The sequence below is a fragment of the Paenibacillus sp. 1001270B_150601_E10 genome (genome assembly GCF_015558675.1).
In the GTDB taxonomy this organism is placed as follows: Bacteria; Bacillota; Bacilli; order Paenibacillales; family Paenibacillaceae; genus Paenibacillus_B.
In genome coordinates this window covers 26,573-53,238 of sequence record NZ_JADMOL010000021.1, presented here as the reverse complement: position 1 = coordinate 53,238, position 26,666 = coordinate 26,573, and the positions used below count along the sequence as shown (strand labels likewise).

The following is a 26,666-nucleotide window of genomic DNA, read 5'->3' as shown; positions in this document are numbered from 1 at the left end:
CGCCAGCTTTCAGCTTAGGGCTTTTTTCAATGTCTACAAAAATGGGGCTTGACCATCAGTCTTCAGGGGCTTTTTGCTATCATTTAAGAATCGATTGCCATGGCTCCACTTCCTGGTAGGGTTGTCGCGGTCATACTTGCCTCAGCACGCTTCAAGTGCTTCCGTTGGCGCCAACGCCATAGGGCCAGCAATCCCCGTACATACTCGTCTGCAATCATGCACACATAGATTCCAACGAGTCCCCATCCCCACTCAATGCCTAGGTAGTAGGACAGTGCAGTAGCAATCAGCCACATGGAGAAGATGGCCGTCCACATTGGGAATTTCGTATCGCCTACCGCATTCAGCGCATTCCCAAGCGCCATATTCAGCATTTTCCCTGGCTGAAGCATCAGGTTAAGCAGCAGCAGCGATCCTGCCATTGCAATAATCTCCGGGTCGTTTGTAAAGATGCTTAGAATGGACTTACCAAGCACGAACACCAAGAAAGCATTAACTGTAACGAGAATCAGCCCAATGACCAGCGCTTTATATGCACCTTTGTACGCTTCCTTTGTCTGTCTTGCACCAAACAGATGGGCAATCTGTATCTGCACCGCAAGGGCGATGGAGAAGCCTAGCAGGAAGCAAAACGACTCAAGCGTATTCATATACGTTCTGGTTGCAAGCTCCTTTGAGCCCAGCATCGCAATAAATGTAAAAATGATGAGCTGCGTAAACACCCAGCAGGATGAGTTAACGCCAAGCGGCCAGCCAATTTTCAAGATGTCATTAAAGAGCTTACGATCAAAGATTTTGAAATCACGAAGCTTGATTCGTTGGTCAAATGATTGGATAAACAGCCAATATAAGAAAATGGACGCCAGCAATCGGCTGACAAGAGTCGAGATCGCTACTCCTGTTAGCCCCCATTGTGGGAAGCCAAATGCGCCATAGATAAAGGCGTAGTTCAATATGATGTGGATGACATTCATCCCAATCGCAGTATACATCGGTCCTTTCGTATTGCCAGTATTTCGAATAGCGGTACCGAGTGCCGCCATCAGCGCGGTAAGGACCATCCCTCCACCGACGATGGAAATGTAAATCTTCGCAAGCGGCAATAAATTCTCAGGCATGTTGAGAAGCTGTGCGATTTCAACTGGCTTCCAAACGAGGATCAAGCTTAAGACGATTCCGATTGCAGCACTTACCGACACAGCCATTATACCAAGGACACGTGCATCTTCATTTTTCCTTGATCCAAGCTTTTGCGCAATAAGGATGCCAGCTCCGCTCGCTATGGTCATAAACAGTGTCTGCAGAGCAAAAAATAATTGATTCGAGAAGCCGACAACGGCTACCGCATCGTCCGAGATGCGGCTGACCATCAAGGTATCTGCTGCCCCCAGTAAAAATTGAAGAAATTGCTCAATGAAGATAGGCCAAGCAAGCAGCCACAGTGTCATCTTCCCCTCTGATGTCTTCACAAAATAAACCTCCTGTAAACTGCATTCATCCTCATTTTTTATTTGAAGTGAGCGCTATAGATCGTTTACAAGTATAGATGGTATAATCCATCTTGTGGTTCAGCTTTGAAACCTAAACATTCACGATATAAACCTAATACCCATCACTTAAGGGCAGGTGTTCAACATGACAATCATTCAGATGACTGCTCCGCCGCTGCCCCACTACATCATTAGCGGGCGCGATATGATTGCTTCCGGTAATGCTCATCCAAGCAGGCGTAATCTAGGTGTATTCGATCTGCTTTATGTCATTCAAGGAGCGTTTCACATCGCAGAAGAGGATCGGCTCTATGAAGTAGGACCAGGAGAGGCCATTATTTTAAGCCCCAACCTTGCCCATCAGTCCATCAAAAAATGTGAAGTCACGACACATTATTTCTGGCTTCATTTTCATACTACAGGCGCTTGGAGGCACATCGAGCATCATGAGCTTCAGCTCCGTCATTCCGAGATCGACTATGCTCATATCTCTACGATGGAAAAGAATCCTTTTACGATTAATCTTCCGATTTATACGAAGATCAAGCATCCCTCCCAGATGTGTGAATGGCTGGAAGAGCTGTCAAGCTTAGGTCCGTTAATGCATCAGCGATCTACGCGCTGGCAGCAGCAGCTTGTATTCCAGCAAATCGTGCATGAGCTGTCTAGCTCTGTTGAGCAGGAGACTCGCTCACAAGCTGCTGAATGCGCAGAGCTTGCTGCCGCCTATCTGCGGCAGCATTATCGGGATTCAGTGACCGCGGCAGAACTTGGCGAGCATCTTAATTTTCATCCGGTTTATATCGCCAGATGCATGAAGAAGCAATTCGGCTCTTCGCCGCTTGAATATCTTCACCGTTATCGGGTTCATCAGGCGAAGCTCTTGCTCCTGCACACAAATGATTCGATTGCAAGAATTGCTGAGGAAGTCGGCTTCCAGCAGGCTTCTTACTTTTCTACCATTTTTACGAAATATGAAGGGCTTTCACCTCGATCATTCCGTCTAACCTATCATTAGTTCATCGCTCATTGATAGGCAGACGTGCAGATTCAGCTACCGCATCATTCGAAAACAAGGTATAATACAAAACGTGCGCGATTGACGTGCATATGCTTGTCTTTCAATTCGATGACAAAAAAGAATATTTTAGTTGTTACAGGAGTGTGAATCATTTTGTGGGAAATGTTTGTTGCCTTTATTTTGGGCATCGTGGAAGGATTGACGGAGTTCGCTCCCGTATCCTCTACGGGACACATGATTATCGTTGATGATTTTCTTTTCCAATCCAAAGAGCTGTTTTCAGCACCGGTCGCCAATACGTTTAAGGTCGTCATTCAGCTAGGATCGATCCTTGCTGTCGTTGTCGTATTTTGGCCGAGATTTATGGATCTTCTTGGTTTGCGCAAGCTTGCAGGCAAGCATGCGATTACGACGCCAGGAAAGCACTTGAAGCTTACGCAGGTTATCGTCGGCTTGATTCCAGCAGCCGTGCTCGGACTCCTATTCGAGGATTATATTGATGAATACTTATTCTCCACTAAGACGGTTGTCATCGGCCTTGTGCTGGGTGCCATCCTGATGATCGTGGCAGACTTTGTAAGACCGAAGAAGCCAAAGGCAGAATCGGTTGACCAGATTACTTACGGACAAGCCTTGGGAATTGGATTGTTCCAATGTCTAGGTTTATGGCCAGGCTTCTCTCGCTCAGGTTCTACGATCTCAGGCGGTGTATTGCTTGGCATGAGCCACCGCGCTGCCTCTGACTTTACCTTTATTATGGCAGTGCCCGTTATGGCTGGCGCAAGCGGATTGTCGCTCTTAAAGAACTGGGAATACATCACCCTTGATGCCCTACCATTCTTTATCGTCGGATTTATCTCCGCCTTTATCTTTGCCTTGATCTCGATTCGTTTCTTCCTGAAGCTGATTAATCGAATCAAGCTCGTTCCGTTTGCCATTTATCGCATTATTTTGGCTGCAGTTATTTACTTTGTCTTCTTATAATTCTTTGATTAACAGCATCATGTTCAATCAAAAGAACCATACGCAACCCTCTTTAGCCAAGCTTTGAAGATGATCAAGACGATCATTACGAGAGGCTTTGCTGGCGAGAACGTATGGTTCTTTTTATTTCTGCTAAAGGTCATGCTTTGGTTTGTTGCGCATTCTTAACTTCAACGCAGTTATAACAACAATGTCTAGGGCTCTGTCGTTTACTTCTCTTTCTTCACCATGACCTCAAGCGTCTCCGTAAGCTTCCCGCATTGGATGGTTAACATGGTTTTTCCTTTTGCGATTCCGTGTATTACCCCATTCTCATCAATCGTGGCGATCTCTTTATCTGTTATTCGATACGTAACAGAAGCAGAGTCCGCAATGGCACTTGTGCCATCATCGTAATGAATCGTTGGAATAACCCTAACATTCTCCCCTACGCGGAGCATAGGCTTCTTTTCATTGAAGCTTAGTCGAATCGGCAGCTTTTCAATTGGGGGACTTTCTATCTGGATCGCGATCCGGTCTGTAAAGCCATTCCATGTCAACATAACCTCAGTCTTACCTATCCGCAGGCCAGTGATGTATCCATCAAGGATGGAGATGAGCGTTGGATCGATTGCTGTAAATGTCAACCCCTCCGTTAATACAACCTGCTGTCCATCTGAATACACCGCCTGAACAACGGTCGATTCTGTATCTCCAACTTTTAGCACAAGATGATCGGGTATGGCATTAATGGAAACAACATATGCAGCTGGCGAAAAGCGAACAGTCACCGCTGCAGGCAGAGATTCTGATCGTTCGTCGCGAGCTATGAACGTCCATTGATCGGTACCGGAAGCATCAGACCGTGCTGTATACACAAAGTCTCCTGTTGTCTCATTCCATTGCAAGGTCCCTTGCAGCGGTTTAGAAACGAGATGATATTGAAGCTCCTCGCTTTCCGTACTCTCGCCTTGAACAGCACCGTTATAGACCTGTCCTGCCTTCATATCAAATGCAGTGGGCTCTGCCGTTGGGGGCTGATATTCACGAATACCAAAGTCGTCAAGCCATGCTTTAACTCCGTCGATTGACGAAGGCGGTGCTGCAGAGGATGGGCGCTTATATCCAAACACGGTTGCTGTCGTCTGACTAGGCCCTGTCTTAAATGGCACCTTAAGCCGCGTGTAATTTAAGCTGTTTATATCCGCTACCTGCTGCAATCCTGAGCTGTCGTAGCGTTTCACCCCGATGCGCTGATAGTTGTCTGCTCGCTCGCTCTTTCCCCATGCTTCAAGCACATACCACTGATTCGGCTTCAAGCCCTGTACAGTTTGCTCAAGGCTTGTGGAAGCGCGTTCAAATTGAATCGCATATTTTCCGGAATACGATTGGCCTTCCACGACCTTGACTGTACTGCTTACCACAGGCCACCCTGTAGCCGAGCCGGTTTCAAATCCTGAATTTTGAATAAAGGAATCTCCTTGTTTTGAAATGTAGAAAACAGCTTTTCCCGTCTTAGTCTCAATACCGTTGCTGACTTCAAAGGATATCTCCTCTTTCCCGAACATGCCTGAATAAGGCACATAACGGAACTCACCCGTTGCAGCATCTGCTAATGTCATGGTTCCTTTCCCTGGCGTCGTAGCCAAACGATAGCTTAGAGGCCGCCAAGATCTAAAGTTATCGATTGCACAGGCGCATATCCAGATCGCCAATAGCTGCTTGGATCGTCATCAATGGCACGCGCTGCTTCATAGCTTGGCTCTTCTGAGCTGAAGGCTTTAATGGAGAGAGACGATTGTGGTAGAAATGGACGGTCTACCGTTCCAGGCGCTTCCTTCTCCCCATGATATTCATGAATCCCAATGTCAGGCTGACCGTCCTGCAAGGACAGCTGGTAGAAATCCTTGCTCTCGCCGCCTAGGCTCGTTAATAGATTCACAATCGATTCTGGCAAGGCTCTTCCAGCATCGATCAAAGGAGAGTTAGCCTTTAGTGTGTAACCTGCTAGCGTTTCAAATCCAGCACCCCACGTTCCTGCTTCAGTAAACAGCGGATCCGAATAAATCGCCTTCAGATCAAGCGGCTCATTCAGGTGATGCTTGCCCCCTGCCTCAAAAAAAGTATTATGACTGAACTCCAGCAAGTTCCATTGGTTCGTCTCCCAATTCGTAGGCGCATTCGAATTGTGATTATAGAAGATATTGTTGTACAGCTTATAGCCTGTCTTAACGCCATCTCCCTCCAGCACCTCATAGTTAGCTCCATCATATTAGAACAAGTTGTTATAGATGTAAGCACCCGTTTTTTCATTTGCTGAGAAATGACGGAAGGCACTGCCGTCATTGATGGACACGTTGTAGCGCATGACATCCGTATCATTGCCGCCCATCAATAGCATCATGCCCATCGGGTTGTCATGACTGTAGTTGTACTGATAGATAGTGTTGGTCAAGTAAGAATCAAAATCAAAGGCACAGCCGTCCTGATTGTAACTTGGTCCATGAGAGACTTCATTGAATTGAAGTATCGTGTTCTTTGACACGGCCAACCATACACCGGCAATCGCATTGCCGCCGGACACATAGTTGCCGAAGCGGCTTGCTGTGTTATGCTCAACAATGGTGCCATCCCCATCTCGAAGAATGATCGCATCTCCGCCGATGTCGTTAAGCACATTGTGCGCGATGTATACCTGCTCATTCCAAGCGTTATAACGATACGTAGCGGTTATGCCAAATCCACCCTCGTTATTCACGTAGTTGTTGTGCCCCGCTGCTCGGATTCCTGTCCTCGATACTCGCTCAATGACGTTATTGGTGATTCGTAGATCGACGTATTTGGCATACGTTGGAGTATCCCAATTGGCGAATGTCCCTTCTACGGATACATGAATCCCGCCATTTTCCTTATGTCTTGTATCATAGACGCCGTCCACATCATGAATATAATTGTTGTCGATGACGATATGATGAAAAGGGCGATTGTAGGCTGGCTGATCCGCATCAATCCTTACCCCGATACCAGATAAGAGCTGACTGCCAGTCGAGCCTTTCTTAGAAAAGTCATTATCGTTCGTAATCTCTAAATTGCGAATCTCCCAATATTCCACATTCTCAAGCAGTACAGCAGGCATGACTTGTTGTCCTGCAAAAACAGGTGCCTTTCTTCCCGACTTCAAGCTCCCTCATCCATGAATGATCGGCCTAATGTTAGCATCCTCACTTCCATACTTATCAATGATGATCGGCTTTCCTGGCGAACCAGACCCCTGAGGTGCAAGCTGGCCTTCCCATGCTGAGCCTGCCTTGAACAAGATGCGGTCGCCAGCTTTAAAGCGTTGGGCATTCACTTTGTCCAAAGTCGCCCAGGGCTTGGCTGCATTGGTCCCATCATTAGCATCACTGCCCAATTCGGCATCCACGTAATAGGTGGCACCCTCTTCTGCGGCGGAACTGACAACTTGGCTCTCATCCGTTTCTGCATGCCCATTCGGGCTTGCGCCAGCATATCCATACGACTGGAACAGCAGCATTAGGACTAGCAATACGGAAATTGGTGCGGTTTTTTTTCGCATGTCAACACTCCTTTAGCTGAAGGATCTATCCTGTAACAATCAGAGATAGTCAAGCTCAGTGTAAAGGAAGCTGTCGTCATGTTGTAGGCACCGTTTTTATGATCGCTATACCATTTTTAAGATTTTTGTATCCGCTTACAATCAAGAATAAGAAAAAGGCCTCGACATAACTGTGCCAAGGCCACCTTTGAAGGAATTACTCCTTCACCTCTTCTGGGATCAGCTTCTCATACAACAAAGTAAAGGTCTCAAGCTCTTCATCCGTCAAGACCGACAAAAAACGAGAAAGAACTTTATTGGACTCTTTCTTTGCTTTTTTCAATACATCCTTGCCCTTTGCTGTTAGGGAGACGATGACCGCTCGTCGATCATTCTTGTCCATCTCACGCAGAATGAAACCGCCTTGCTCTAGTCGATCAAGCATGACAGTCGTAGCACTCGGCTTCACTTCCATCCGCTCTGCAAGCCGAGCAACCTTCGTTGGTCCCTCATGTGCAATCATATTAAGCATAAAAAATTGAGGTCCAGTAAGTCCATGCTCCTTATATTCAGCCATCTCAGCAGACATGCGCCGATGTGTCTTCCACATGGCCAATCCAACTCGATTTGCGTAATCCTGTATGCGATCCATTCCGAAATCCTCTCATCTTCTATATAATGTCATCTATAGATGCGTAAACGTTTTAATAATTAAAGTATAGTGAATGTCTCACCTGAAAGTCAATGAAATTGGTAATTCCTGATAGACCAAGCTGGATGAATGCCATCTTCTCTTCACAAAAAAGAGGAACCTATTCTCTATAGCGAGAAAGATTCCTCATCCCTAGCTTCATTCCATTATCTTACCGTAATCTCTACCCGGCCGTCTTCATAGCCTACGATGACGATATCCGCAAGCCCGATGAAAAGTCCATGATCTACAATGCCAGGAATTTGCTGCAGTTTGGCTTCCAATGCAGGAGGCTCTTCGATAACGCCAAATTGGCAATCAAGGATGTAGTTTCCGTTATCTGTGATAAATGGCTCTCCTTCAGCATCTGCTCGACGAATCGCCTTGCAGCCAAGCTTCTCAATATGACGCGCCGTCATTTCCCATGCAAAAGGCACTACCTCAACAGGCAGGCCAAACTTTCCAAGTTCGTTGACAGCCTTTGATTCATCCACGATCACGATCATTTGCTTGCTCGCATAAGCGGTGATTTTTTCACGAAGAAGCGCGCCTCCGCCCCCTTTTACCAAATGAAAGGAAGCATTCACTTCATCTGCGCCATCGATGGTCACATCAATGGATTGAACCTCTGACCATGGAATAAGCGGAATGCCAAGCTCCTTGGCTAGATTCTCAGACGGAACAGATGTAGCGACTGCTTGAATCTGAAGACCTTCCTTCACGCGACGGCCAATTGCCTGAATCGCCCAGTATGCGGTCGAGCCTGTTCCCAACCCTACGACCATTCCATCCTGTATCCATTCTACTGCCTTTTCTGCTGCTAACTGTTTGCCATTCATGATGAATCTTCCTCCTATTTGATGAAACCTATTATTTTTAATAATGTGCTATTCCGGCTTGCGCGCAAGGATGAGAAAACGGTCGCACGTCGTATCCACATAGCCTTCGACATTAATCCGTTCATGCAGCTTCACAATCTGTTCGCGGTAGTTCTCGAATGCATAGTCTTCAATCTGCCATTCAATGACGTTCAAGTAGTACAGGATCGCTCCAATGTCATAGAAGCGAGTATTCGTCGCTTCTGCTTTGCACGCAAGAAGTTCAAAGCCCTGCTGCTTCAGTTCACCTGCTGCATACTCTACGGTCCAATGCACATATTCAGGCACATCAGCCTGAAACCAATGATTGAGCTCGATGTCATTCTGTCCTCCGCATTGCTGGGTAATAAAGAGGCCGCCTGGCTTCAGCATGCGCCATATCTCTGAAGGCGCATAGGATTCATGTCGATTGATGATCAATTCAAAGTGATTGTCCGGCAGAGGAATGGACTCATCCTCCTCGACCGCAACAACCTTAACCCCTAAAGGTGCAAGTGCGGATTCTGCTACCGGCACGTTCGGTGCATAGCTCTCCGTGGCATAGGTTTGCCTAGGTAAAGGCTGTAGTAGACGCAGGAATTCTCCGCCGCCTGTTCCCATATCCAACATGCTCTCTTTATTTCGTATGTAAGGAAGCACAACATTATAGTAATTCCACGATAACGTGCCTGAGGCCATTCTACCGGTTTGTTCAAGAAAGCTGAAGTCCCAGCCGGAGAAGCCCGCTTCCGCTAACTCCAGATATTGATCAAAAGATAAGGAATCCTGTTTCATTTCCATTCTCCTTCCGGTCTTCTGCGCTAATCGCTTCATCTATCGTATCACAACTCCACAGACTGGTCATAACGACCTTGGTGAATTCCATCAAAAGGGACGAGCCACATGATCATTCCACTTATAAAAAGGATAATAGATCCTGCGTAGAACAACCAATCCAGAGTGAACAAGTCAATCAGGAAGCCACCTGCCATAACAGCAATTCCAGAAGCTATCGAGAGGCCGAATTGATACCGTCCTATATACTCCCCTCGCTTTGAATGATCAGTGAGATCTGCCGTCAGCGCGCGCTCGGATACGCGCTGCATAGCGCCAAATACCCCCATCAGAATCTGCAGCACGTAAATTTGCACGATCCCGGTCACGATCGGAAAAATTAAAAAGATGACGGACGTGCCCCACGCGCTGATGATAAGATATCTGCTTCTGCCAAAACGATCAGAGCATTTGCCGTACCAGATGCTTAGTCCAGCAGAGCATAGTGTATAAAGTCCATACGCGATCCCGTACTGGCTAAAGTCTCCGCCGATCTCTTTGATGAATATTAAATAAAACGGAAAGACAACACCCGCTCCGAATGTCATCAGGCTTTGAGAAAGCATCAGCCAGCGAAGTAGCGACGCCTTCACGATCACATTATTTTTCATCTGCTGTACCTCGCATACCATTCGTTCATAAATCGTCCCTCAGGATCATGATACTGCTTGAATTGCTTGAATTTCTCCCAATTCGGATAAGCTTTCTTCAGCTGTTCAAGCGTTGGAAAGTTTTGATAGGTCAAATAGAAGCTCCCTTCCTGCTCTAATGAGAGATCGACGATTCGCCGCGTCGCTTGTTCGAGCTGACGCAGGTCTTTTGGTGATTTTTTATGATTAATGAGCAGCACAAGACTGAAACTCTCCTTTTTGGCGTAAGACAGCACAGATTCATAACTTTTTGGGACATAGCGAACGGTGATGTTCAATACATTCAGCTCTTCTTCCCTTAGAATCTCCCTGAGCCCGTCTACAAAAGGAACAAAGCGATCAACAGGCACGTAGTATTCCTGCAGCAGATCCGTCTTCTGAGGGTCGCGATACATGGTAAATTCAACATCATTGCGCATGGCATTATTGCGAGATATCCGCTTTCCCTCTTCAATACGATAAAGCTGCTTTTGAAGCTTCCAGCTCCAGTTTTTCGCACGGTCCCATTTTCGAGACAATCCAAAAATAAACTTGCCTGATTCCACAAAGCGCTCATCTTCAAGCGCAGTAAGCGCGGGTGTTAAAGGCTCATCTGTTCTCTCCATCGTTAGTGCATACATCTGTGTCAAATAACTGCTTGGCGCTGTAGATAATCTTCCAATGGTTAAAGCAGCCTCCGGGTTGCCGATAATATGTTCATCGAAGAACTTCGGATAATCCGTATACATCATGTTGGTGATCTTCTGCTCATACACTTCATCCTCCGTTAGCCGCACATCAGCATCAAGGATAACGCCGAATAAACCATAACCGCCAATGACTGCATGGAACAGGTCCGGTTGTGAGGTTCGGCTCGCCTCCACAATTGTACCGTCAGCCATCATGATCCGAAAGGATTCTATGCTCTCTATCAAGGAACCCTCGCTAGGGTCTCTGCCATGAGCATTAGCGCTCATGGAGCCGCCAAGGGTAAAGATTGCGGAGGACTGCATCACTCTTACCGCAAGATGGTAAGGGTTTATCGCCTCATGAATATCAAGCCATGTCGCACCGCTCTGCACGCGAGCAAGCTTATTCGTTGGATCGACATAAAGAATGCTATTGTATTCACGCATATCAAGAACAATAGCATCGTCATAGAAACTCTGCCCGCCTTGACTATGTCTAGAGCCCGATACCGATATCTTTTTATCCAGACGCTTCGCCTTAAGCAATGCTTCTTGGATATCTTCGCTGCTCTTCACTTTAATGACCTCATATATCTTAGAGGAAAGAATTCCTCCAACATCGCTTCTCATTCGCACTTCCTCGGTATGAACATGCACCCAAAGAGAACTTGCAAACAATGCGGCATAACCTATAAGGGCGACCGCCAATATCTTCGTACGGAATCTTTTTTGGAGCATCACTATCCACCCATTCTATACTAGCTGCAGCTTCAATCCACACTTAGATTCTTGGATCAGGTATATTATACAGGTTCTACCATATCCTAACCACTAATAGATATGATTCCTTTTCGTCAAATGAAGGCTCGCTGCCATTATAAAGATTTGAAACTTTTTATGAAGAGCAACGTAATAGGACATCATACAATGCTTCGGAAGGAGGGTCTATTCTGGAATTCACGGCTATGATTCTGCTGTCTCTAATCGTACCTATACTGGTTCTGCTATCCATTATTGCCGTAAAGATTATTCGCGGACGTGCACTCCCTGACGTGTACTATACCCCTCTCGATTATATAACAGGGCAATCGGAAGTAGAGTTTCACGAAGAGAAGGAAGATCATGAGGAAGATGATGATCAAGGTGAAGGAAAACGAAGATCCAAACAGAAGGTGCAATAACCGTAAAGAAGCAGCATAAACGTTTGTTTTCATCTTGGTACCTCATTCTAACCGATAAGAATAGATCATACCATTCAGCTAATATCAAATGCTCGTTCAAAGCATAAATAAGCCTGCAGCGCAAGGAGTGCTCCGAGACGCTGCAGGCTTATTTATTTGGTGAGATAACCATAGACGTGCATGAAAGAGTGCATAAAGAATAAAGGAGCAGCGAATCAGTATGGCAAGTATTTTTTATACACGCGGTGAGATTCTCCGCTATAGCCAAGCTCCGTATAGCATTCATGGGCGGCTTCTTGCTTGATATCGCTTGTAAGGATGACTTTTACACATTTTCGCTGGTGACAGAATGTCTCAATATGCTTCATCAAAAAGGAAGTGTAGTCTTTTGATCGACATTCAGGATCAATGATGACCTGATCCACTACGGCAAAGGGCTGGTCCCCTCTTACGACATCCAGGCATAGATGCAAGTGGGCGGTCCCAATGAGACGGCTATCATCCTCAACCACTAATAGGTAGCTGTCGGGATGCTGGGAGATTTGCTCGATCCGTTCTTTTGATACCATGACAGGCAAATCACCTGGGTGAAGCTTGCGATACAATCTTTCAAGTATTGGGGCATCCTCAGAACGTGCTTCACGAATGATCATGCTATCATCTCCCTTTTCTATCATCGTTTGGATTAATCATGCAAGAAAGCTGCAATCGTCTCATAGTAATCATTCGGCTCTGAATGACGAATGTCATGACCCGAAGAAGGAAAATGACGAATCTGAAGATTGGGTTGGATCTGCCGGTACTGATCGAGATCCTTATCCGATACAAAGGAATCACTCTCAAGCCCTCTCATCACGAGCACAGGCATCTGAAGCCCCATTGCAAATTCACAAGCCACGGATTCGCGTCCGATGCCTCTTACAGCCTGCTGACGCATCAATGAGGTGCGTTGATGCGGAATCAAATAATGATTAATATAAGCTTCCGCCCACCCCTTCTCCATCTGCTTGTGAACGGCAGGATAATCCACGAGGATCAAGGAGCGTAGACGCTCCCGGTTCTGCTCGGCATAGCCAAGCGCATACGAAACACCTCTTGAATACCCGAGAAGATGAAAGCGCTCGAGATGTGTCTGTTGGACAACAGCCGCAAGATCTGAGACATGATCTTCAAGCGCGTAGCCTCGGTCTGGCGTATCGCTTTGTCCTCTACCACGGTAAGAAAGAACAATAACCCGTCTTGGCAACAGAATTTCCATAAAGTCCATATACTCTTCTGCTGTTTCGGACAGCCCTGGACTTATGACAAGAGGAACAAGGCCTACATTCGCCTCCTTTATGGAATCCAGCATGTGAATTCCAATATTCCCATTCATAATGATGTTCGATGTTATGTCCATTACGTACACCTCAACTTCAATGATCTTGCTGCGATTTTTATACATTACCATTTAAGCTCCATATGTACATCCACTCTTTTATGACCAGTTGATGCAGCATGTATAGCAAGTCTGTTATAACATACGACAGCCTGACTGAATCCATGACACTTTCTGTAATGCCCCCATGTTCAAGCAATGCTTATGTGGTCCACTCCCGTTCCGTGCGAGTGCAGAGGGCACACAGCAAGTACGTAAGCACGATGGAGAAAATAAACGCAAGGATGGCGATGAACGGACCGAATAGCAGCGGCTGCGACCAAATGATCAGCATGGAGATCGCGATGGCAACGACATAAAATAAATACAGCTTCCATCGGCCTCTTGCCAGATCGGCTAGCTCCAGCTTCCCTCGTAGGCGTGAAACCTCTTCAATGCCCATGATCAGTGAATAGAACAGCATCACTTGAAGAACGAGAATAACAAGACTCAACAGCAAGCCGCCAGCGAGCAGTACTCCGTCCGGGTTCGTCCAGCGTATTTGGAACATGCCAATTAGCGATAGAACAATAAAAACGATGGAAAGCAGCTTGCCACGTCTAAAATGCGGATGATAGGATTCAATTCTGCTGAATCCTATCATCATCAGGATGTACCCAATAATGTCCGGAAGAATATCTATCCCATTGATTTGAAAGGACAACAGCACAAATACAATACCCCAGGCCATCACATGAAACCCCATCGTATCCCCCCTTATTTACAATCCATTAATACAACCATATGCCGCAGGAGGAGAAATCACATCTTGTCCCCGAATTCTTTATATTCTATAATTTGGTAGCAGAAAAAGATCTTTCGACATTAAGATGTATGACCACCTTATACAGAGAATTAATCGTTCGACCCATTACATGAAACGGAGGTTAGATGTATGACAGAGCCATCCTCGCTCCCGATTGGTGAATGCTACCTTAATGCTGTCAAAGAACGCTTTCTAGAGGTAAAGAAAAACGGAGAACAAACTTTTCAGCAATTGTCGGATCAAGAACTGACATGGTCCCCACATGATGACAGCAACAGTATTGCCGTAATTGTAAAACATATGAGCGGGAATATGATCTCACGCTGGACCGATTTCCTCACCACTGATGGCGAGAAGCTGGATCGCAACCGTGACGATGAGTTCGTCAATTCCATCTCAACGCATGAAGAGCTGCTTGTATGCTGGGATAAGGGATGGAAAGTCTTCCTTGATGAACTGGATATGTTGACGCCCGACGATCTGCTGCGAACCATTACCATTCGGAATAAGCCGATGTCCGTCATCGAAGCAATCGAGCGCCAAATGGCTCATTACGCTTACCATGTTGGGCAAATTGTGTTCTGCGCGAAGCTTCTCCTCGGTGATCAATGGCAAACGCTGACGATCCCTCGCCGAAAGTAATCATCAACCATCTACTATCAATTGATGCATGATTGATGCATCACCTCTACATCTTTGATTCCACCACAGTTTCATTTTTTATCGAGATCCGCTTTATCCGCCTGCTGCTGGTCCAGCAGGCTTTTTATATCCTGCAGCAGCTGAACCTTTTTTTGAGTAAGATAGGTTAGTTCAGAATCGTTAATTGCTCGTTTAACAGCTCCATAAATCATAACAGCCAGTATAAGTGCTATAAATGCGTATATGGCAACAACAACCATATCAATCACCTCTTTTTGCATGATACATGAACATTTAAACCAAGTCCCAAATAAGGGATATTAAGGAATAACTTATGCATAAGAATACCCTACACGATTTCTTTATATAATTTCAACATCATTCTCGAACAAAATTTACATTTATTGCTTAAACTTGTCCCAAGTATAACCTTATTCATGTGAGGAGTGGACAATAGTGAGCAATTCGATGAATCGCCGCACGTTTCTATCCTATCTTGGCACTGGGGCAGCTGCTTTGGCTGCAGCCTCAGCTGGACTCGGTACGCTTGAGGGCAAAGCTTCCGCCTTATCCTCAACGGCTGACCATCTATTTGGCTTTGGCACGAATCGTGTCACCGGATTCTTCGATCCGATTCAACCTTCGAAGGAAGACAAGCTCGTGCTTCCGAATCGCTTCAAGTATGATGTCGTTGCTGCATTCGATGATATCATTAATCCAGCAGGAGAGAAATTTGGCCAAGGATGCGACTACAATGCTTATTTTCCACTAGAAGGCTCAAACCGCGGTCTACTTGTAACCAACCATGAATACACCAACATCTTCTCCCTCGGTCCGATCCACAATGACCAACTCACGTCTGCACAAGTTGAAAAGGAACTGTATTACCAAGGCATGTCTGTAACAGAAATCTATAAAGACAAAGAAGGAACATGGAAGCTAGACCCTGCTTCTAAATATGCGAGACGAATCAATGGGTTCACGAGCTTCGAGCTGACTGGACCTGCGAAAGGATCCGCTGCTCTTAGCCAAGCAGCAAAGGTTCAAGGAACCTTTGCCAACTGTTCGGGCGGCATTACGCTTTGGAAGACCGTTCTTTCCTGCGAGGAGAACTTTTCGGAGACAGCCCAGCATGCCAAGCTGAATGAAACTCACTACGGCTGGGTCATAGAGATTGATCCTCGTGATGCCTCCTATCGTAAAAAGCATACAGCGCTAGGTCGCTTTAACCATGAGAATACTGCAATGGGACTTGCTTCAGACGGAAGAGTCGTCGTGTACATGGGGGACGATAAGAAGGATGCTTGTGTATACAAATACATAAGCAAAGGCAAATTTGACCCAGCTAAGGGTAGAAGCAATGCATCCCTCCTGGAGGATGGAACCTTATATGTGGCAAACCTTAAGAAGGGGCAATGGGTGCCTGTCACAATTGAAGCTGTAACGAAAGTATTGTCAAGCGATTCCTTAAAAGTTCCTTATGGTGTGAATGCATCAAAAGAAGAACTGCAAAAACGCTACAAAACACAAGCCGAGGTTGTCACCTACTGTCATGAGGCAGCCTTGCTTGTAGGCGGAACACCAACGGATCGCCCGGAGGACATTGAGATTTCGCCATTCGACAATTCGGTGTTCATCTGCCACACAAACAACGATACCCATGGCAATATTCACGGCCATATTACCCGCATCTTTGAGAGCGGCGACAACCTTGCCTCTCTCGAATTCGACTTTGAGATTTTTGCTGCAGGCGGCAGACAATCCGGATTTAGCTCCCCCGACAATCTGATTTTTGACTCCAATGCGAACCTCTGGGTCGTGACAGACATCTCGACCAGCAGCCATAACAAGGGAGTATATAAGTCCTTTATGAATAACGGCTTGTTTGTCATTCCAACAGCCGGTAAAGATAAAGGCGTTGCGATGCAGTTTGCCTCAGGTCCCGTTGATTCTGAGTTAACCGGCCCGTTTTTCACGCCGAATGAGGACACGCTGTTCATCTCCGTACAGCATCCAGGAGAGAATACGACGGATCTCAGCAAGCCGACTAGCACATGGCCTCATCGCAAAGGGGACAAGATTGCCCGCTGTGCTGTAGTAGCGATTAGCGGATTTAAGCTAGGATAAAAGGAGTGATACGCATATGCCATTTGGCAATATCGGAATTGGCGGTCTTATTCTCATCTTGATCATCGCATTGATCATCTTTGGTCCTTCCAAGCTTCCAGAGCTCGGGCGCGCCTTCGGCAGAACCCTAAGCGAATTCAAAAGCGCTACGAGAGGCTTAATGAATAGTGATGAGGAGCAGGCTCAGCAAAAATCAGAAGCCAAAGCTCAAGAACAGACCAAGCCCAATGCTTAGTTTGAAACCTAACATGTTTAAAAAGGAGCCTGCTTGCAGCAGTGCTCCTTTCCATTTATTTCATAAACAAGCATCAATATTTCTTTGCTTCTTTGGCCTTCCGGTCTCGTTCTAACGCTTCTGCAAGATAATCTCGCTTCGGAAGCTTGTTTGCTGTAATATGAATCCAATATTTGCAGATCCCATTTTTAATCTCATGGAGGATGCCTTGATTGGCCTCTATTACTCTACGCGACGGAAAGTTGTCTTCAAGGCACGTTAAGAGCACCTCATTCATTCCGCGCTTGCCCGCTTCTTCCACAAGGAGCTGCAAAATAACATGACCATAGCCCTTGCCTCGCTCGCTAGGACGTATTGCATAGCCAATATGTCCACCTCGTTCACGGAGCGATGCATTCAACTCATGTCGAAGCTTGCCAAGGCCCAGGGGGTGGTCATCCAGCATAAGCCAGTAGGATGTTTGGGCAACGAATTGGGGCTGCAAGAATAGCCCTCTTGACATCTTGTCCGCTCCGCTCAGCGCATGGCGAAACTGATTCGGGTTCAAGCCATACATGCTGTTATGAAAGCCATTCTCTCCTGGCCCCATTTCCTGCATCATTTGAAAGAATCGTAGATCATCCAGCTTGGAAAGCTTGCGCAGCGCTAAATTCATCCTTCATGCCCCCCATACATGTTGTCATGCTCCGTGAAGTTCCTTATTGCACATATGATACCAATATTTTCTTGTCAAACTCAACAGATTTTTAACTTTCCCGGTTAAAACAAAAAAGAGTCTTGATGATTCAAGACCCTTACTGACTGATTTCAAGTCAATGCGACGCTCTTTAACAGCTTTACGAGCTCGTTCATCCGACTGTCCATTTTTGCTTCCTTCATGATGCCTCGGATTTCATGATGATTCATGTATAAACGTTCTACCGCTTGCAATAACGATTCTCTAGTCAGATTCTCCTCAAGAAGCACCTCGCCATATCCATGTTTGGCAAAGGACTCCGCATTCAAGAGCTGATCGCCTCGGCTAGCAGCCTTTGAGAGCGGAATTAACAGCATCGGTTTATGTAAAGTCAGCAGCTCAAAAATAGAGTTCGAGCCTGCTCTTGAGATAACCATATCCGCCATTGCCAGGACATCAGGAAGAGGATCGGTTAAATATTCATACTGCCGATAGGAAGGATGCTGAATATTAGGCTCAAGCTGTCCTGCTCCACACAAATGGACGATCTGATAATGTCTCGTCAGCTCTGGCATTGCTTCTCGCACAGCCTTATTAATGGCTTTCGCTCCAAGGCTTCCGCCCATAACAACAATCACTGGCTTGTCGTTCCGAAGGTGGCAATACTGATAACCTCGTTCCGCCCTTCCTTGAAGCAGTTCTTCCCGGACGATAGCGCCAAGATGCATGACTTTGTCAGGATGCCTAAGATGCTGCTTGGTTTCCTCAAAGGTTGTGCATATGCGATTGACATATGGAAGCACGATTCGATTGGCAAGCCCAGGCGTGAGATCCGATTCATGGACAATTACGGGCACACGATTCATCCATGCAGCAATGACGACAGGCACCGAGACAAAACCGCCTTTTGAAAATACGACGCGGGGCTTTAATCGACGAATATTCCGATAGGCTTCGGCAACACCTTTCAGCACGCGAAACGGATCGGTTACATTGGTCCAGCTCCAGTATCTTCTTAGCTTCCCTGTGGAAATGCCCACATATTGGACCTGTTTCAGGTCCTTCATCAGCTTGGATTCAATTCCATCGTGCGATCCCATATAATGGACTTCCCAGCCCTCACGCAGAAGTACAGGGATCAGCGCTAAATTAACGGCGACGTGTCCCGTTGATCCTCCTCCTGTAAGCAGGATTCGCTTCGTCATGCGTCATCCCTCACTTGTCGGTAGTGAATTGATCTTTGAGCTGCGGGCTATCTCTTCTTCCATCTTACGGAACACACGTTCAAAGTATGTCGCATGATGAGGCACGAAGTCTTTTAGTTCAAACCATCTCGTCTCATCTGTTCGTTCGCCGGTTACAGGATGAACAGAGAATCCATGTCCATGGACCGCTCTCGTATCACGGTGGATCAGTGACCGTATCTCCATCATATCCAACCAATAGAGACCAGACACTTCCTCCAACTGCACGTGATATTCAGACAGCGGTTGATTGCATCTATACACAAAGACATGGCAGAATTCTCGGTCCATGCCTCCCGCTTCAATCACCTGTTCCTCCGGTACAATGCCGCAAGGTTTAAGATCATGAAACGAAACAGTCAATCCTAGCTCTTCCTCCAGCTCACGAACCCCATCCTCTACTTGTTCACCTGCGGCAAGATGACCTGCACAGGAAATATCGAGCAGATTCGGAAAGGTGTCCTTTGAAGGATGTCTATGTTGAAATAACAGTTGGAGCCTCCCACCCACAATCTGATAAATCCAGCAATGAAAGGTTTGATGCCATAGGCCCTTCTGATGGACCTCCCATCTTGCCGCACTACCTATCCTATTCATCTCATGGTCCAGCACATCAAAGCACTCTTGCTGACTCATCTATATCCCCTGCCCTTCACAATCGTCCATCGGCAAAAGTACTATACCTATTCACACGCGGACTACCCTTTAATCTGTCTTGGCTTTCCACTTCTCAACACCGCTCATATACATGTTCAGCATGTATCGCAGGCTTTCATTAAGATCAAGCGGAATGCCAAACGCTCCCGCCTGCTGAAGGCTTACAAATCCATGGAGCAAGCTCCGATAGCCTCTTACCCAATGAATGACTTCGTCGTCATCCATAGCATAGGGCTCACTAAGCTTGCTAATTAAGACTACAATTTGCTCGCCCAGCTCGCTCCATCGTGCAACTGTCTTATCTGGAGCATGAAGGGTAGCAGCATACACCCCTGGGTTCTCATTGGCAAACGCAACGTAAGCAGCTGCCACCTTCAAGATGCGTTCTTCTTTCGCCGACTCCTTTACAGCATGAGAAAGAGTATTGTGCAACTGCTCCAGACCATGCACAGCTATATGCTTTCGCAAGTCATCCAAACCCTGAATATGATTATACAGCGAAGGAGTCTTAATGCCGAGTCTTCCAGCCAGCGCTGCCAATGTCAGCTTCTCATAACCGATCTCATCAGCTAGCTTGATCGCCTCATATACAACCATATTGGTATCAAGACCTGCTCTGCGTTTCCTTGTCACCATTATTTCCTCCCATCACTTGCGTTGAAGATGCTTATTTCATTATAGCCCGTGCTGCGGCATTTATCGCCCGCTGCATGACTTGTTCTGGCTTCTCGATCAGACGTCCATGACCAACACCCAATAATGTCGGCTTTAATTCAAGCAGCTTCTCTGCACTCTGAAGCGACTGCTGCTTGCTCCAGGTTGCCATAGCTGGGAACGGAAACAACGGACGAAAATGACCGGTTACCGCTACTCCGCCACGCACTTGAAATGCATCGCCAGCAAGGAGTGCACCAGTTCTAGTATCGTAATAAGAGAAGGACCCCGGTGTGTGTCCTGGTGTGGACACAGCAAGAAGCGAACCTATTTGATCCCCGTCGTGAAGAAGAACATCGGGAACTGTCTTAATGGGATTCAATCCCCCCTTGATCGGAAGCTGCTCTTCATGAGCATCCAATGACCGATCCATCTTAAGCAATCTGGAATCGCGCTCAGAAATGTATACAACCGCTTCTGGCAGCATTTCCTTCAAGGTATCTATGGCTCCTACATGATCGGAATGGGCATGTGTAAGTACAATGCGTGTAATCGGCTTGTGCAAGGATTTCGCTGCTTCCACAATTCCCTTCGCACTGAAAGGCATCGCAGCATCGATTAACGTAAGCTCTTGATCCTCTTCTACAAGGTAGCAATTCACAGGAAATACTCGCGGCATAAACGCAAGTTGCGTCACGGTTTGAATCGTTGTTTTATTCATGTTTTTTATTCCACTCCTATAAACTAATGTCGTTAGTTTATATTTTAACTAATGTCATTAGTTTTTGAAATACCGAATTTTTTCATGTTGGTCCATACATTTAAAAATGTGTTTTTGCAGCAATAAATGCAAAAAAGCCTCAGCCTTAGCTGAAGCTTTTTCTCTCTAACTATGTAGTTGCTGTACAATTATAATCCTCGTGGACTTCCAAACACTTGCTTTTCCAACTCGCGTAATCGATACATAATATCTTCAAGCTCTAACGCTGAGAGCGTACGACCTGCAGTTGGCTGAACCTGTTGAACCGGAGGCGGCGTAGGTATGCTTGGCTGAGGCGGTGCCACTGGCGGCGTCACTCGTGAATCCAATCTAGCTTTCAATTCCTTGATCTGTCTTTCTTGATCTTGAATAATCGTATAGAAGATATCATAGTCACGAATGATACGGTCCAAATATTCGTTAACCTCATCGGTGTCATAACCGCGCAGGCGTATATTGAACTCCTGATCATGAATTTCTTGTGCTGTTAAGTCTACCCCCAGATGAGATAGATGGTCCATTCCGTTTCCCTTGCTCATGTTGGTAAAATTCTCCCTCCCTATTGGATCATCCTATCGATGCTCCAACATGAATAATACAACATACATGCTTATCATACCATAAACCGAATGTATTTATCGACTGTCTCAGGCACTATACCTTTTGTCCCTCAATATGGACAGATGAAGATTGGCTCAAGAGCCATCCGACAGCTTCATTAATGTCCTCAGCTACATAATCGGGCTCCGTCTCGAACCATTGATCTCGATATTGAGTGAAAGAGTTCTTCCCCCACCCCGTCAGAACCAAAATCTTGCGCATGCCGGCTCTATGCGCCGCCAACATATCCGTATCTCCTACATCACCAATAACGAAGCATGCCGACAAATCCAATTGATGCTCTTCAACAGCCTTAAGCAGCATGCCAGGGTTCGGTTTTCTGCATTCGCATGGCTCTGACATGCCATGAGGGCAGATATAAGCTTGATCAAAGCCAAAGGTCGCAAACTGTCTTTCAAATTCCTCCATGGTAGCTTGACCCTTCGAGATGCGGTGCTGATTGGTCAGAGCGAATACATAATAGCCCGCATCCTTCAACCTCTGGATGGAAGCAAGAGCCCCATCGTAGCAGGTGAACACATCAGGATGAATGAAATGCCCATCTCCGCCAATCGTTCCATCGCGGTCAATAAAAACAGCTTTATCACGAGCCATGGCGAGCCTCCTCCAAGGTATCCATTAATTAGGCGTACAATAAAAACGTTAACAACAAATGCGGAATGCCCATCATAACGAAAATGGACATCGATTTATTTCTTTTCGCTCTTGTCGGAGCATCCTCCATATAGAAGGTTGATGATGCGCGCGGCCCTGTTTGCAGAATACCAGATAAAATAATCGCCGCTCCAAAAAGGATCATGCTGATCACGCTTTCTACGGTTTTCACCAATATGTCGCCACCGATTAGATAAGCTATACCCGCAGATATCACGGTGGAAAGAATACCGATTCCAAGAGATATTAAGCTGTGCTTCATCGTTCCACCTCCGCTTCTTTTATTCCACTTTTTTTACTTAGTAGTATTTACGCGGAGACGGTAAGTCTGGTTTCTTCAAATCCCCTACCCCCGGGCGATATGCTCAGACATGTCTGCCAATGCCTGCTCCCACTTCACCTTCATCGCCTGACGAATATCCCCATCATCTAGATGCTCTTGATGGATGCTTACCGTCGTTGCAGATGGCCTCACCCCGATTAAGCGAATTTGAAGCGTAGAAGCTCGCGACCAGCCAGGCCTATACCAGGTCATTCGGATCTGCTCCTGCACCCTAACGACTCGAACTTCGCCATATATCGCATCTTCTTGGCCGAATATCGCTCCTTGTTCCAATACAAGTCCATTCGGGCATGCAAGCCACGACGCAAGCCCGTTCATCGAGGTAAGGTATGTCCAAGCGGCCTCCTTGCTGCATCGAAGTGTTCTGCGAACACCGATCTGATAGCCTACGGATTGGGTTAACCCTACTGGCCTAATAGAGTGATCCTCCGAATTCGCCATATGTAGCTCCTCCATTCATCTCCCATGGATATACGTTAAAGACACGACATACTGTGCTATGCACCTCGAGGGCAATCTTCCTCATATTATGGTTATCTTATTCGCTGCTTCTGCATTATTTTCCTTTTCTTTATAAACGATCTCGATCACAACCTAGTCCAATCGCCTCAAGCTCGAGTGCATATTTCTGATAAAAAAATAACCAAGGCCTTTCGCTTCTTTTCAACGAAAAACCTTGGTTAGATCACTATGCTATGATTTCGAAATCGTTTGATCTGAAGCTTTAGGCAACCTTGTTCGCTTTACTTCCTTAAGCTGTGCAACGATAATGACGCTAATCACAACCAGCAGGAACCAAGAGCTGATCTTGCTTAGATGGACCAGCTCCCATTTATGCTCCTGATTCGGATACGTCCACGCCCCTAAGAACGTGGATATATTTTCAGCCACCCAAATAAAAAAGCCAATCAACAGAAAAGACAAGATAAGCGGCATTCGGTATACGCGTTCTCCTACCTTGTAGCTTACGATCGTTGTCCAGAACACCACAAACAATAACACTGTCAGCACCCAGCGAAGGTCCACCATATAATGATGGGTGAAAAAGTTCAAATAGATCAAAACTGATAAACCGAACGCGAACAATGAATAGGGCCAATTATAGATAGCTAGATCAAACCTGCGCCAAGCCTGGCAAATATAGCTTGCCACACTGGCATACATGAACCCGCTGTATAAAGGGACGCCGCCGATCTTGCTCCACCCCTCCTCCGGGTACGACCAAGATCCCATATGAACCTTGTACAGTTCAAGAACAAGTCCAATAAGATGGAATACGCAGATAACTTTCAGCTCATCCTTCGTTTCCAGCCCTGACCACACCATCATAAATTGTGTGAATAAGCAAATGATTAAGATTAAATCATACCTCGGTATTCCAGGAATGGCTACCAGCTTCGTAAAAGCTAAGGTCGCAAAGATGATGACCGGAAATACACAGCTTAGCGCCTGATCCATTCCAAATCGCCATAATTGTTTAATGGCATGCATCGATGTTCTCTCCTTTGTACTTGCAACATTAATGTTCAATATCCATGAATGCCCAGAATGATCATGCACATACTAATCCCAACTACCATTGTCTATGAAAAGGAAGCGTTGTTACATGCCATATGTCTCCATTGACCAGAACTCTATATATTATGAGAAGCGCGGATCAGGAATCCCTATCCTCTTCATCCATCCGCCACTGTTAACCTCAGCTAACTTTCGTTACCAGCAAGAACAGCTCTCCCGTCATTATCAAGTGGTGACATTTGACATTCGCGGGCACGGGCAAAGCCCGGCTTCCTCCGAACCCGTAACTTATGAGCGGGTAACGCTTGATATTATCGCGCTGCTTGATCATTTAAAGATTAAGAAAGCCTTTATCGCTGGTTATTCGACTGGAGGAGCCATCGCTCTAAATACAATGCTGCAATATCCGAATCGATGTATCGGCGGCATCTTAATCAGCACGATGTCTGAGGCAAGCGACCAACTGCTTCGCAACCGAATCCGTACCGCGATTAGCCTATCCAAGTGGAAATTCGCCCAGTCCCTCCTGCTGCTAAGCGTAACGCTTGGGAATTCGGACCGCCCTTCGACATTCCTTGATCTGTTGCGGGGATCTAAGAAGGGCAACCGCCGCAACATCCGGCAATACTATCAAAGCAGCTTACATTATAACTGTACTTCGCTGCTAGCTCAAATCACAGCTCCTGTTCTGCTCCTCTACGGAGGAAAAGATCACGACTTTGCTCGTTATCGTCATATTCTAAACGAAGGTCTACGCCAAAGCACGCTGATTATTCTGGATGATGTCAGACATCAGCTTCCGACCAAAGCTTATCTGCGATTGAATCACTATATCCATGAATGGGCTCAACTTGTTCTGAACCTTAAGCCCTATGTATGATTTCTTTTGTCTCCATAACGGGATAATACTTCTCATCCCTTTATGATCTTGTCTCACATATATGGATCTAGATCAACCCGCTTTTCACGAAAAAACCCGTAGACATGCGCTCAAAGCGCGTCTACGGGTTTGCTTGTTTAGATCCAACGAAAGAAATGGCCAGGCGCGATATGAATCTGATTGTTCCGCGCCCATTCTTGAAGCGCTTTTAGCCCTTCAGGCTCACCTTGCACAAAGCTAAAGCTCATCCCAACGGGAATCATCCGCTTGCCTTTAAGCTTCAAGCCTACTGCTCGCTTGTAACCATCCATAATAGTAACCTTTTCGATGTCCTGAGCCGTGAGGCGTTGTCCTTGAAGAATAATGGTATTCCCGTCAAAGGCGAGCAGCTTCGATTTCTGCTTCATCATCTTCATGATGTAGCCCAGATACCCTAGACACCCGATCAGCCAGGCTACTAGGATAAACGTAAGAATCGGGTAATGCATGCGAAAAATCGCCAACGTGCTATATACACTTGCAAACATAAGCAGGATTACGCCTACAACCTGCATGTGAGTCACAGGATTACGAACCTCAAATGAACCATTATGAACCTTCATTTAAAAAAGCCCCTTTCCGTGTAATCGTTTACATGTATACATGGATCCAATCATCTTATTTATGGATGTACATCTTGGATGTAGAAATAAGGCAAGGAGTGTTCTTGGCTGGAATAGCATTTGGAGTATGTGATGATGAAGTCAAGCTATAAATACATTTGTCACAATTTCGACTTATTTACTATTATTATATCCGAACTTCACAAATTTGTAACTACTTATTCAAAAAAAAGACAACATTTCGATTGAAATGCTGTATCTCTTCCACAATTTATATGTTGTTATCGGATGGGCACGTAGATGTCATAATCAAAATAAGATATCACATGAACTGGGATCTCAAATGGATTCACTGGCTGGAGTGCATTCGCTTCAATACGGAAGGATAAATAAGAGGTATCTCGAAGATGATTGTCGTGCTGAAACCAACGTGTCAGCTCTTCATGCGCCTTAGCCATTGCGTCACGATCACCACGCACCTGGATTCTGGCATAGCTGCGACGCGGCAGATGAATAAGATCCGTACCGAGTGGAGCGATAAGATCTGGCCAAGCCTTTATCCCAACCCATAGATCCTGAACCCCCAGTTCCCATTGCCACTCGGGCACAAGCACATAACCGTATACTAATGGCAACGGAATCGTTGTATGTTCTTTGGTCGTCTGCAGCAGTTCCTTCCACCCCTGCCTGACGGCTTCACCGCTGCATGCAACCTTTTTCGCAAGCATATGCACCTCTGCTCTCTCAATAACGGCAACCTGCATGGACGAAGTCCTCCTCACCCATAGTCATTCCCTTATTCTTATGATATGAGCAGAATACTCCGATCATTGCAGGGAAGAGAAGCAGGATCGTAGAACGATTCGATTAAGTGCCGAATCGAATAATGAATGCATGATAAACACACATTTTTTTAATCGCATGATGTTTATTCGAATTATGGTGATGTTGATTGGAAA

33 protein-coding genes are annotated in these 26,666 nt (G+C 46.1%); 7 read left to right on the top strand and 26 right to left on the bottom strand.

The window, feature by feature from the left end:
• Window positions 1–83: 83 nt before the first annotated feature.
• Window positions 84–1,448, bottom strand: coding sequence for an MATE family efflux transporter (locus I2H74_RS23985; RefSeq protein WP_195576786.1), 1,365 nt, complete (start codon window positions 1,446–1,448; stop codon window positions 84–86).
• A gap of 187 nt (window positions 1,449–1,635) precedes the next feature.
• Here I2H74_RS23985 and I2H74_RS23980 point away from each other — a divergent pair, with 187 nt between their 5' ends.
• Together I2H74_RS23980 and I2H74_RS23975 are read left to right on the top strand one after the other, a co-directional pair.
• Window positions 1,636–2,508 (top strand): helix-turn-helix transcriptional regulator, encoded by an 873-nt coding sequence (locus I2H74_RS23980; protein WP_195576781.1) that lies wholly within the window; start codon window positions 1,636–1,638, stop codon window positions 2,506–2,508.
• A 165-nt stretch (window positions 2,509–2,673) separates the two neighbouring features.
• Complete coding sequence (locus I2H74_RS23975) at window positions 2,674–3,495, top strand: undecaprenyl-diphosphate phosphatase (protein WP_195576785.1); 822 nt, start codon at window positions 2,674–2,676, stop codon at window positions 3,493–3,495.
• 209 nt (window positions 3,496–3,704) lie between these two features.
• On the opposite strand, the gene I2H74_RS23970 is transcribed toward I2H74_RS23975, so the two are convergent.
• The 9 genes from I2H74_RS23970 to I2H74_RS23930 all read right to left on the bottom strand — a co-directional run bounded on the left by I2H74_RS23970 (window position 3,705) and on the right by I2H74_RS23930 (window position 11,468).
• Window positions 3,705–5,096, bottom strand: coding sequence for an Ig-like domain-containing protein (locus tag I2H74_RS23970; RefSeq protein ID WP_195576780.1), 1,392 nt, complete (start codon window positions 5,094–5,096; stop codon window positions 3,705–3,707).
• A gap of 35 nt (window positions 5,097–5,131) precedes the next feature.
• Window positions 5,132–5,725: a discoidin domain-containing protein gene (locus I2H74_RS23965; RefSeq protein WP_195576779.1), complete on the bottom strand. Its 594-nt coding sequence runs from the start codon at window positions 5,723–5,725 to the stop codon at window positions 5,132–5,134.
• A gap of 21 nt (window positions 5,726–5,746) precedes the next feature.
• Window positions 5,747–6,655 carry a right-handed parallel beta-helix repeat-containing protein gene (locus I2H74_RS23960; protein ID WP_195576777.1) on the bottom strand — a complete coding sequence of 303 codons (909 nt, stop codon included), beginning with the start codon at window positions 6,653–6,655 and terminating at the stop codon, window positions 5,747–5,749.
• 6 nt (window positions 6,656–6,661) lie between these two features.
• Window positions 6,662–7,051 carry a hypothetical protein gene (locus I2H74_RS23955; protein WP_195576775.1) on the bottom strand — a complete coding sequence of 130 codons (390 nt, stop codon included), beginning with the start codon at window positions 7,049–7,051 and terminating at the stop codon, window positions 6,662–6,664.
• 196 nt (window positions 7,052–7,247) lie between these two features.
• Window positions 7,248–7,682, bottom strand: coding sequence for a MarR family winged helix-turn-helix transcriptional regulator (locus I2H74_RS23950; RefSeq protein ID WP_195576773.1), 435 nt, complete (start codon window positions 7,680–7,682; stop codon window positions 7,248–7,250).
• 206 nt (window positions 7,683–7,888) lie between these two features.
• Window positions 7,889–8,560 (bottom strand): ribose-5-phosphate isomerase RpiA, encoded by a 672-nt coding sequence (gene rpiA / locus I2H74_RS23945; RefSeq protein ID WP_195576771.1) that lies wholly within the window; start codon window positions 8,558–8,560, stop codon window positions 7,889–7,891.
• Between the two features lie 48 nt (window positions 8,561–8,608).
• Window positions 8,609–9,373 (bottom strand): class I SAM-dependent methyltransferase, encoded by a 765-nt coding sequence (locus I2H74_RS23940; RefSeq protein WP_195576769.1) that lies wholly within the window; start codon window positions 9,371–9,373, stop codon window positions 8,609–8,611.
• A gap of 47 nt (window positions 9,374–9,420) precedes the next feature.
• The gene (locus tag I2H74_RS23935) at window positions 9,421–10,023 is read right to left on the bottom strand and encodes an MFS transporter (RefSeq protein ID WP_229506167.1); all 603 of its coding nucleotides are present in this window, start codon (window positions 10,021–10,023) and stop codon (window positions 9,421–9,423) included.
• Complete coding sequence (locus I2H74_RS23930; protein WP_195576768.1) at window positions 10,020–11,468, bottom strand: FAD-binding oxidoreductase; 1,449 nt, start codon at window positions 11,466–11,468, stop codon at window positions 10,020–10,022. The genes I2H74_RS23935 and I2H74_RS23930 overlap by 4 nt, the downstream gene beginning before the upstream one ends.
• 227 nt (window positions 11,469–11,695) lie before the next feature.
• Here I2H74_RS23930 and I2H74_RS23925 point away from each other — a divergent pair, with 227 nt between their 5' ends.
• The gene (locus tag I2H74_RS23925) at window positions 11,696–11,911 is read left to right on the top strand and encodes a DUF3951 domain-containing protein (RefSeq protein WP_195576766.1); all 216 of its coding nucleotides are present in this window, start codon (window positions 11,696–11,698) and stop codon (window positions 11,909–11,911) included.
• A gap of 215 nt (window positions 11,912–12,126) precedes the next feature.
• Here the strand turns inward: I2H74_RS23925 and I2H74_RS23920 are convergent, their stop codons facing one another.
• The 3 genes from I2H74_RS23920 to I2H74_RS23910 all read right to left on the bottom strand — a co-directional run bounded on the left by I2H74_RS23920 (window position 12,127) and on the right by I2H74_RS23910 (window position 14,034).
• Window positions 12,127–12,564, bottom strand: a complete 438-nt coding sequence (locus tag I2H74_RS23920) for a GNAT family N-acetyltransferase (RefSeq protein ID WP_229506166.1) — start codon at window positions 12,562–12,564, stop codon at window positions 12,127–12,129.
• A 32-nt stretch (window positions 12,565–12,596) separates the two neighbouring features.
• Window positions 12,597–13,355 carry an alpha/beta fold hydrolase gene (locus I2H74_RS23915; RefSeq protein WP_195576764.1) on the bottom strand — a complete coding sequence of 253 codons (759 nt, stop codon included), beginning with the start codon at window positions 13,353–13,355 and terminating at the stop codon, window positions 12,597–12,599.
• A 136-nt stretch (window positions 13,356–13,491) separates the two neighbouring features.
• Window positions 13,492–14,034 (bottom strand): hypothetical protein, encoded by a 543-nt coding sequence (locus tag I2H74_RS23910; protein ID WP_195576762.1) that lies wholly within the window; start codon window positions 14,032–14,034, stop codon window positions 13,492–13,494.
• A 189-nt stretch (window positions 14,035–14,223) separates the two neighbouring features.
• Here I2H74_RS23910 and I2H74_RS23905 point away from each other — a divergent pair, with 189 nt between their 5' ends.
• Window positions 14,224–14,736 (top strand): DUF1572 family protein, encoded by a 513-nt coding sequence (locus I2H74_RS23905; RefSeq protein WP_195576760.1) that lies wholly within the window; start codon window positions 14,224–14,226, stop codon window positions 14,734–14,736.
• Window positions 14,737–14,807: 71 nt separating this feature from the next.
• Here I2H74_RS23905 and I2H74_RS23900 read toward each other — a convergent pair whose 3' ends face one another.
• Entirely contained in the window at window positions 14,808–14,996 is a 189-nt protein-coding gene (locus I2H74_RS23900; protein WP_229506165.1) for a hypothetical protein, read from the bottom strand.
• A gap of 208 nt (window positions 14,997–15,204) precedes the next feature.
• Between I2H74_RS23900 and I2H74_RS23895 the strand changes: the two genes are divergently transcribed.
• Window positions 15,205–16,863 carry a PhoX family protein gene (locus tag I2H74_RS23895; RefSeq protein WP_195576782.1) on the top strand — a complete coding sequence of 553 codons (1,659 nt, stop codon included), beginning with the start codon at window positions 15,205–15,207 and terminating at the stop codon, window positions 16,861–16,863.
• A gap of 16 nt (window positions 16,864–16,879) precedes the next feature.
• Entirely contained in the window at window positions 16,880–17,098 is a 219-nt protein-coding gene (gene tatA, locus I2H74_RS23890; protein ID WP_195576756.1) for a twin-arginine translocase TatA/TatE family subunit, read from the top strand.
• A gap of 73 nt (window positions 17,099–17,171) precedes the next feature.
• Here the strand turns inward: tatA and I2H74_RS23885 are convergent, their stop codons facing one another.
• From I2H74_RS23885 to I2H74_RS23840, 10 genes are all read right to left on the bottom strand, one after another.
• Window positions 17,172–17,753, bottom strand: a complete 582-nt coding sequence (locus tag I2H74_RS23885) for a GNAT family N-acetyltransferase (RefSeq protein WP_195576754.1) — start codon at window positions 17,751–17,753, stop codon at window positions 17,172–17,174.
• Window positions 17,754–17,905: 152 nt separating this feature from the next.
• A complete protein-coding gene (locus I2H74_RS23880; RefSeq protein WP_195576752.1) occupies window positions 17,906–18,979 on the bottom strand; it encodes an undecaprenyldiphospho-muramoylpentapeptide beta-N-acetylglucosaminyltransferase in 1,074 nt (357 codons plus the stop codon).
• A gap of 3 nt (window positions 18,980–18,982) precedes the next feature.
• Window positions 18,983–19,654, bottom strand: a complete 672-nt coding sequence (locus I2H74_RS23875; RefSeq protein WP_195576750.1) for an NUDIX hydrolase — start codon at window positions 19,652–19,654, stop codon at window positions 18,983–18,985.
• A gap of 69 nt (window positions 19,655–19,723) precedes the next feature.
• Window positions 19,724–20,311: a TetR/AcrR family transcriptional regulator gene (locus I2H74_RS23870; protein WP_195576748.1), complete on the bottom strand. Its 588-nt coding sequence runs from the start codon at window positions 20,309–20,311 to the stop codon at window positions 19,724–19,726.
• Window positions 20,312–20,342: 31 nt separating this feature from the next.
• Entirely contained in the window at window positions 20,343–21,050 is a 708-nt protein-coding gene (locus I2H74_RS23865; protein WP_195576746.1) for an MBL fold metallo-hydrolase, read from the bottom strand.
• Window positions 21,051–21,238: 188 nt separating this feature from the next.
• Window positions 21,239–21,628, bottom strand: a complete 390-nt coding sequence (locus tag I2H74_RS23860) for a DivIVA domain-containing protein (RefSeq protein WP_195576744.1) — start codon at window positions 21,626–21,628, stop codon at window positions 21,239–21,241.
• Window positions 21,629–21,743: 115 nt separating this feature from the next.
• On the bottom strand, window positions 21,744–22,304 hold the full coding sequence (locus I2H74_RS23855; protein ID WP_195576742.1) for an HAD-IIIA family hydrolase: 561 nt from the start codon (window positions 22,302–22,304) through the stop codon (window positions 21,744–21,746).
• 28 nt (window positions 22,305–22,332) lie between these two features.
• Window positions 22,333–22,626, bottom strand: a complete 294-nt coding sequence (locus I2H74_RS23850; RefSeq protein ID WP_195576740.1) for a DUF5316 family protein — start codon at window positions 22,624–22,626, stop codon at window positions 22,333–22,335.
• Window positions 22,627–22,710: 84 nt separating this feature from the next.
• Complete coding sequence (locus I2H74_RS23845; protein WP_195576738.1) at window positions 22,711–23,148, bottom strand: SRPBCC domain-containing protein; 438 nt, start codon at window positions 23,146–23,148, stop codon at window positions 22,711–22,713.
• 252 nt (window positions 23,149–23,400) lie between these two features.
• Window positions 23,401–24,198, bottom strand: coding sequence for a DUF817 domain-containing protein (locus I2H74_RS23840; RefSeq protein WP_195576736.1), 798 nt, complete (start codon window positions 24,196–24,198; stop codon window positions 23,401–23,403).
• Window positions 24,199–24,313: 115 nt separating this feature from the next.
• Here I2H74_RS23840 and I2H74_RS23835 point away from each other — a divergent pair, with 115 nt between their 5' ends.
• Complete coding sequence (locus tag I2H74_RS23835) at window positions 24,314–25,105, top strand: alpha/beta fold hydrolase (protein ID WP_195576735.1); 792 nt, start codon at window positions 24,314–24,316, stop codon at window positions 25,103–25,105.
• A gap of 137 nt (window positions 25,106–25,242) precedes the next feature.
• On the opposite strand, the gene I2H74_RS23830 is transcribed toward I2H74_RS23835, so the two are convergent.
• Together I2H74_RS23830 and I2H74_RS23825 are read right to left on the bottom strand one after the other, a co-directional pair.
• Window positions 25,243–25,707 (bottom strand): hypothetical protein, encoded by a 465-nt coding sequence (locus tag I2H74_RS23830; RefSeq protein WP_195576734.1) that lies wholly within the window; start codon window positions 25,705–25,707, stop codon window positions 25,243–25,245.
• Window positions 25,708–25,988: 281 nt separating this feature from the next.
• Window positions 25,989–26,471, bottom strand: a complete 483-nt coding sequence (locus I2H74_RS23825) for a hypothetical protein (RefSeq protein WP_195576733.1) — start codon at window positions 26,469–26,471, stop codon at window positions 25,989–25,991.
• Window positions 26,472–26,666: the final 195 nt, after the last annotated feature.

Bases quoted from the DNA above. Each gene is read 5' to 3' on its own strand.
- I2H74_RS23985 (WP_195576786.1), bottom strand. From the start codon at position 1,448: ATGACACTGTGGCTGCTTGCTTGGCCTATCTTCATTGAGCAATTTCTT.
- I2H74_RS23980 (WP_195576781.1), top strand. From the start codon at position 1,636: ATGACAATCATTCAGATGACTGCTCCGCCGCTGCCCCACTACATCATT.
- I2H74_RS23975 (WP_195576785.1), top strand. From the start codon at position 2,674: ATGTTTGTTGCCTTTATTTTGGGCATCGTGGAAGGATTGACGGAGTTC.
- I2H74_RS23970 (WP_195576780.1), bottom strand. From the start codon at position 5,096: ATGACATTAGCAGATGCTGCAACGGGTGAGTTCCGTTATGTGCCTTAT.
- I2H74_RS23955 (WP_195576775.1), bottom strand. From the start codon at position 7,051: ATGCGAAAAAAAACCGCACCAATTTCCGTATTGCTAGTCCTAATGCTG.
- I2H74_RS23950 (WP_195576773.1), bottom strand. From the start codon at position 7,682: ATGGATCGCATACAGGATTACGCAAATCGAGTTGGATTGGCCATGTGG.
- rpiA (WP_195576771.1), bottom strand. From the start codon at position 8,560: ATGAATGGCAAACAGTTAGCAGCAGAAAAGGCAGTAGAATGGATACAG.
- I2H74_RS23940 (WP_195576769.1), bottom strand. From the start codon at position 9,373: ATGAAACAGGATTCCTTATCTTTTGATCAATATCTGGAGTTAGCGGAA.
- I2H74_RS23935 (WP_229506167.1), bottom strand. From the start codon at position 10,023: ATGAAAAATAATGTGATCGTGAAGGCGTCGCTACTTCGCTGGCTGATG.
- I2H74_RS23930 (WP_195576768.1), bottom strand. From the start codon at position 11,468: ATGCTCCAAAAAAGATTCCGTACGAAGATATTGGCGGTCGCCCTTATA.
- I2H74_RS23925 (WP_195576766.1), top strand. From the start codon at position 11,696: ATGATTCTGCTGTCTCTAATCGTACCTATACTGGTTCTGCTATCCATT.
- I2H74_RS23920 (WP_229506166.1), bottom strand. From the start codon at position 12,564: ATGATCATTCGTGAAGCACGTTCTGAGGATGCCCCAATACTTGAAAGA.
- I2H74_RS23915 (WP_195576764.1), bottom strand. From the start codon at position 13,355: ATGTATAAAAATCGCAGCAAGATCATTGAAGTTGAGGTGTACGTAATG.
- I2H74_RS23910 (WP_195576762.1), bottom strand. From the start codon at position 14,034: ATGGGGTTTCATGTGATGGCCTGGGGTATTGTATTTGTGCTGTTGTCC.
- I2H74_RS23905 (WP_195576760.1), top strand. From the start codon at position 14,224: ATGACAGAGCCATCCTCGCTCCCGATTGGTGAATGCTACCTTAATGCT.
- I2H74_RS23900 (WP_229506165.1), bottom strand. From the start codon at position 14,996: ATGGTTGTTGTTGCCATATACGCATTTATAGCACTTATACTGGCTGTT.
- I2H74_RS23895 (WP_195576782.1), top strand. From the start codon at position 15,205: ATGAATCGCCGCACGTTTCTATCCTATCTTGGCACTGGGGCAGCTGCT.
- tatA (WP_195576756.1), top strand. From the start codon at position 16,880: ATGCCATTTGGCAATATCGGAATTGGCGGTCTTATTCTCATCTTGATC.
- I2H74_RS23885 (WP_195576754.1), bottom strand. From the start codon at position 17,753: ATGAATTTAGCGCTGCGCAAGCTTTCCAAGCTGGATGATCTACGATTC.
- I2H74_RS23880 (WP_195576752.1), bottom strand. From the start codon at position 18,979: ATGACGAAGCGAATCCTGCTTACAGGAGGAGGATCAACGGGACACGTC.
- I2H74_RS23875 (WP_195576750.1), bottom strand. From the start codon at position 19,654: ATGAGTCAGCAAGAGTGCTTTGATGTGCTGGACCATGAGATGAATAGG.
- I2H74_RS23870 (WP_195576748.1), bottom strand. From the start codon at position 20,311: ATGGTGACAAGGAAACGCAGAGCAGGTCTTGATACCAATATGGTTGTA.
- I2H74_RS23865 (WP_195576746.1), bottom strand. From the start codon at position 21,050: ATGAATAAAACAACGATTCAAACCGTGACGCAACTTGCGTTTATGCCG.
- I2H74_RS23860 (WP_195576744.1), bottom strand. From the start codon at position 21,628: ATGAGCAAGGGAAACGGAATGGACCATCTATCTCATCTGGGGGTAGAC.
- I2H74_RS23855 (WP_195576742.1), bottom strand. From the start codon at position 22,304: ATGGCTCGTGATAAAGCTGTTTTTATTGACCGCGATGGAACGATTGGC.
- I2H74_RS23850 (WP_195576740.1), bottom strand. From the start codon at position 22,626: ATGAAGCACAGCTTAATATCTCTTGGAATCGGTATTCTTTCCACCGTG.
- I2H74_RS23845 (WP_195576738.1), bottom strand. From the start codon at position 23,148: ATGGCGAATTCGGAGGATCACTCTATTAGGCCAGTAGGGTTAACCCAA.
- I2H74_RS23840 (WP_195576736.1), bottom strand. From the start codon at position 24,198: ATGCATGCCATTAAACAATTATGGCGATTTGGAATGGATCAGGCGCTA.
- I2H74_RS23835 (WP_195576735.1), top strand. From the start codon at position 24,314: ATGCCATATGTCTCCATTGACCAGAACTCTATATATTATGAGAAGCGC.
- I2H74_RS23830 (WP_195576734.1), bottom strand. From the start codon at position 25,707: ATGAAGGTTCATAATGGTTCATTTGAGGTTCGTAATCCTGTGACTCAC.
- I2H74_RS23825 (WP_195576733.1), bottom strand. From the start codon at position 26,471: ATGCAGGTTGCCGTTATTGAGAGAGCAGAGGTGCATATGCTTGCGAAA.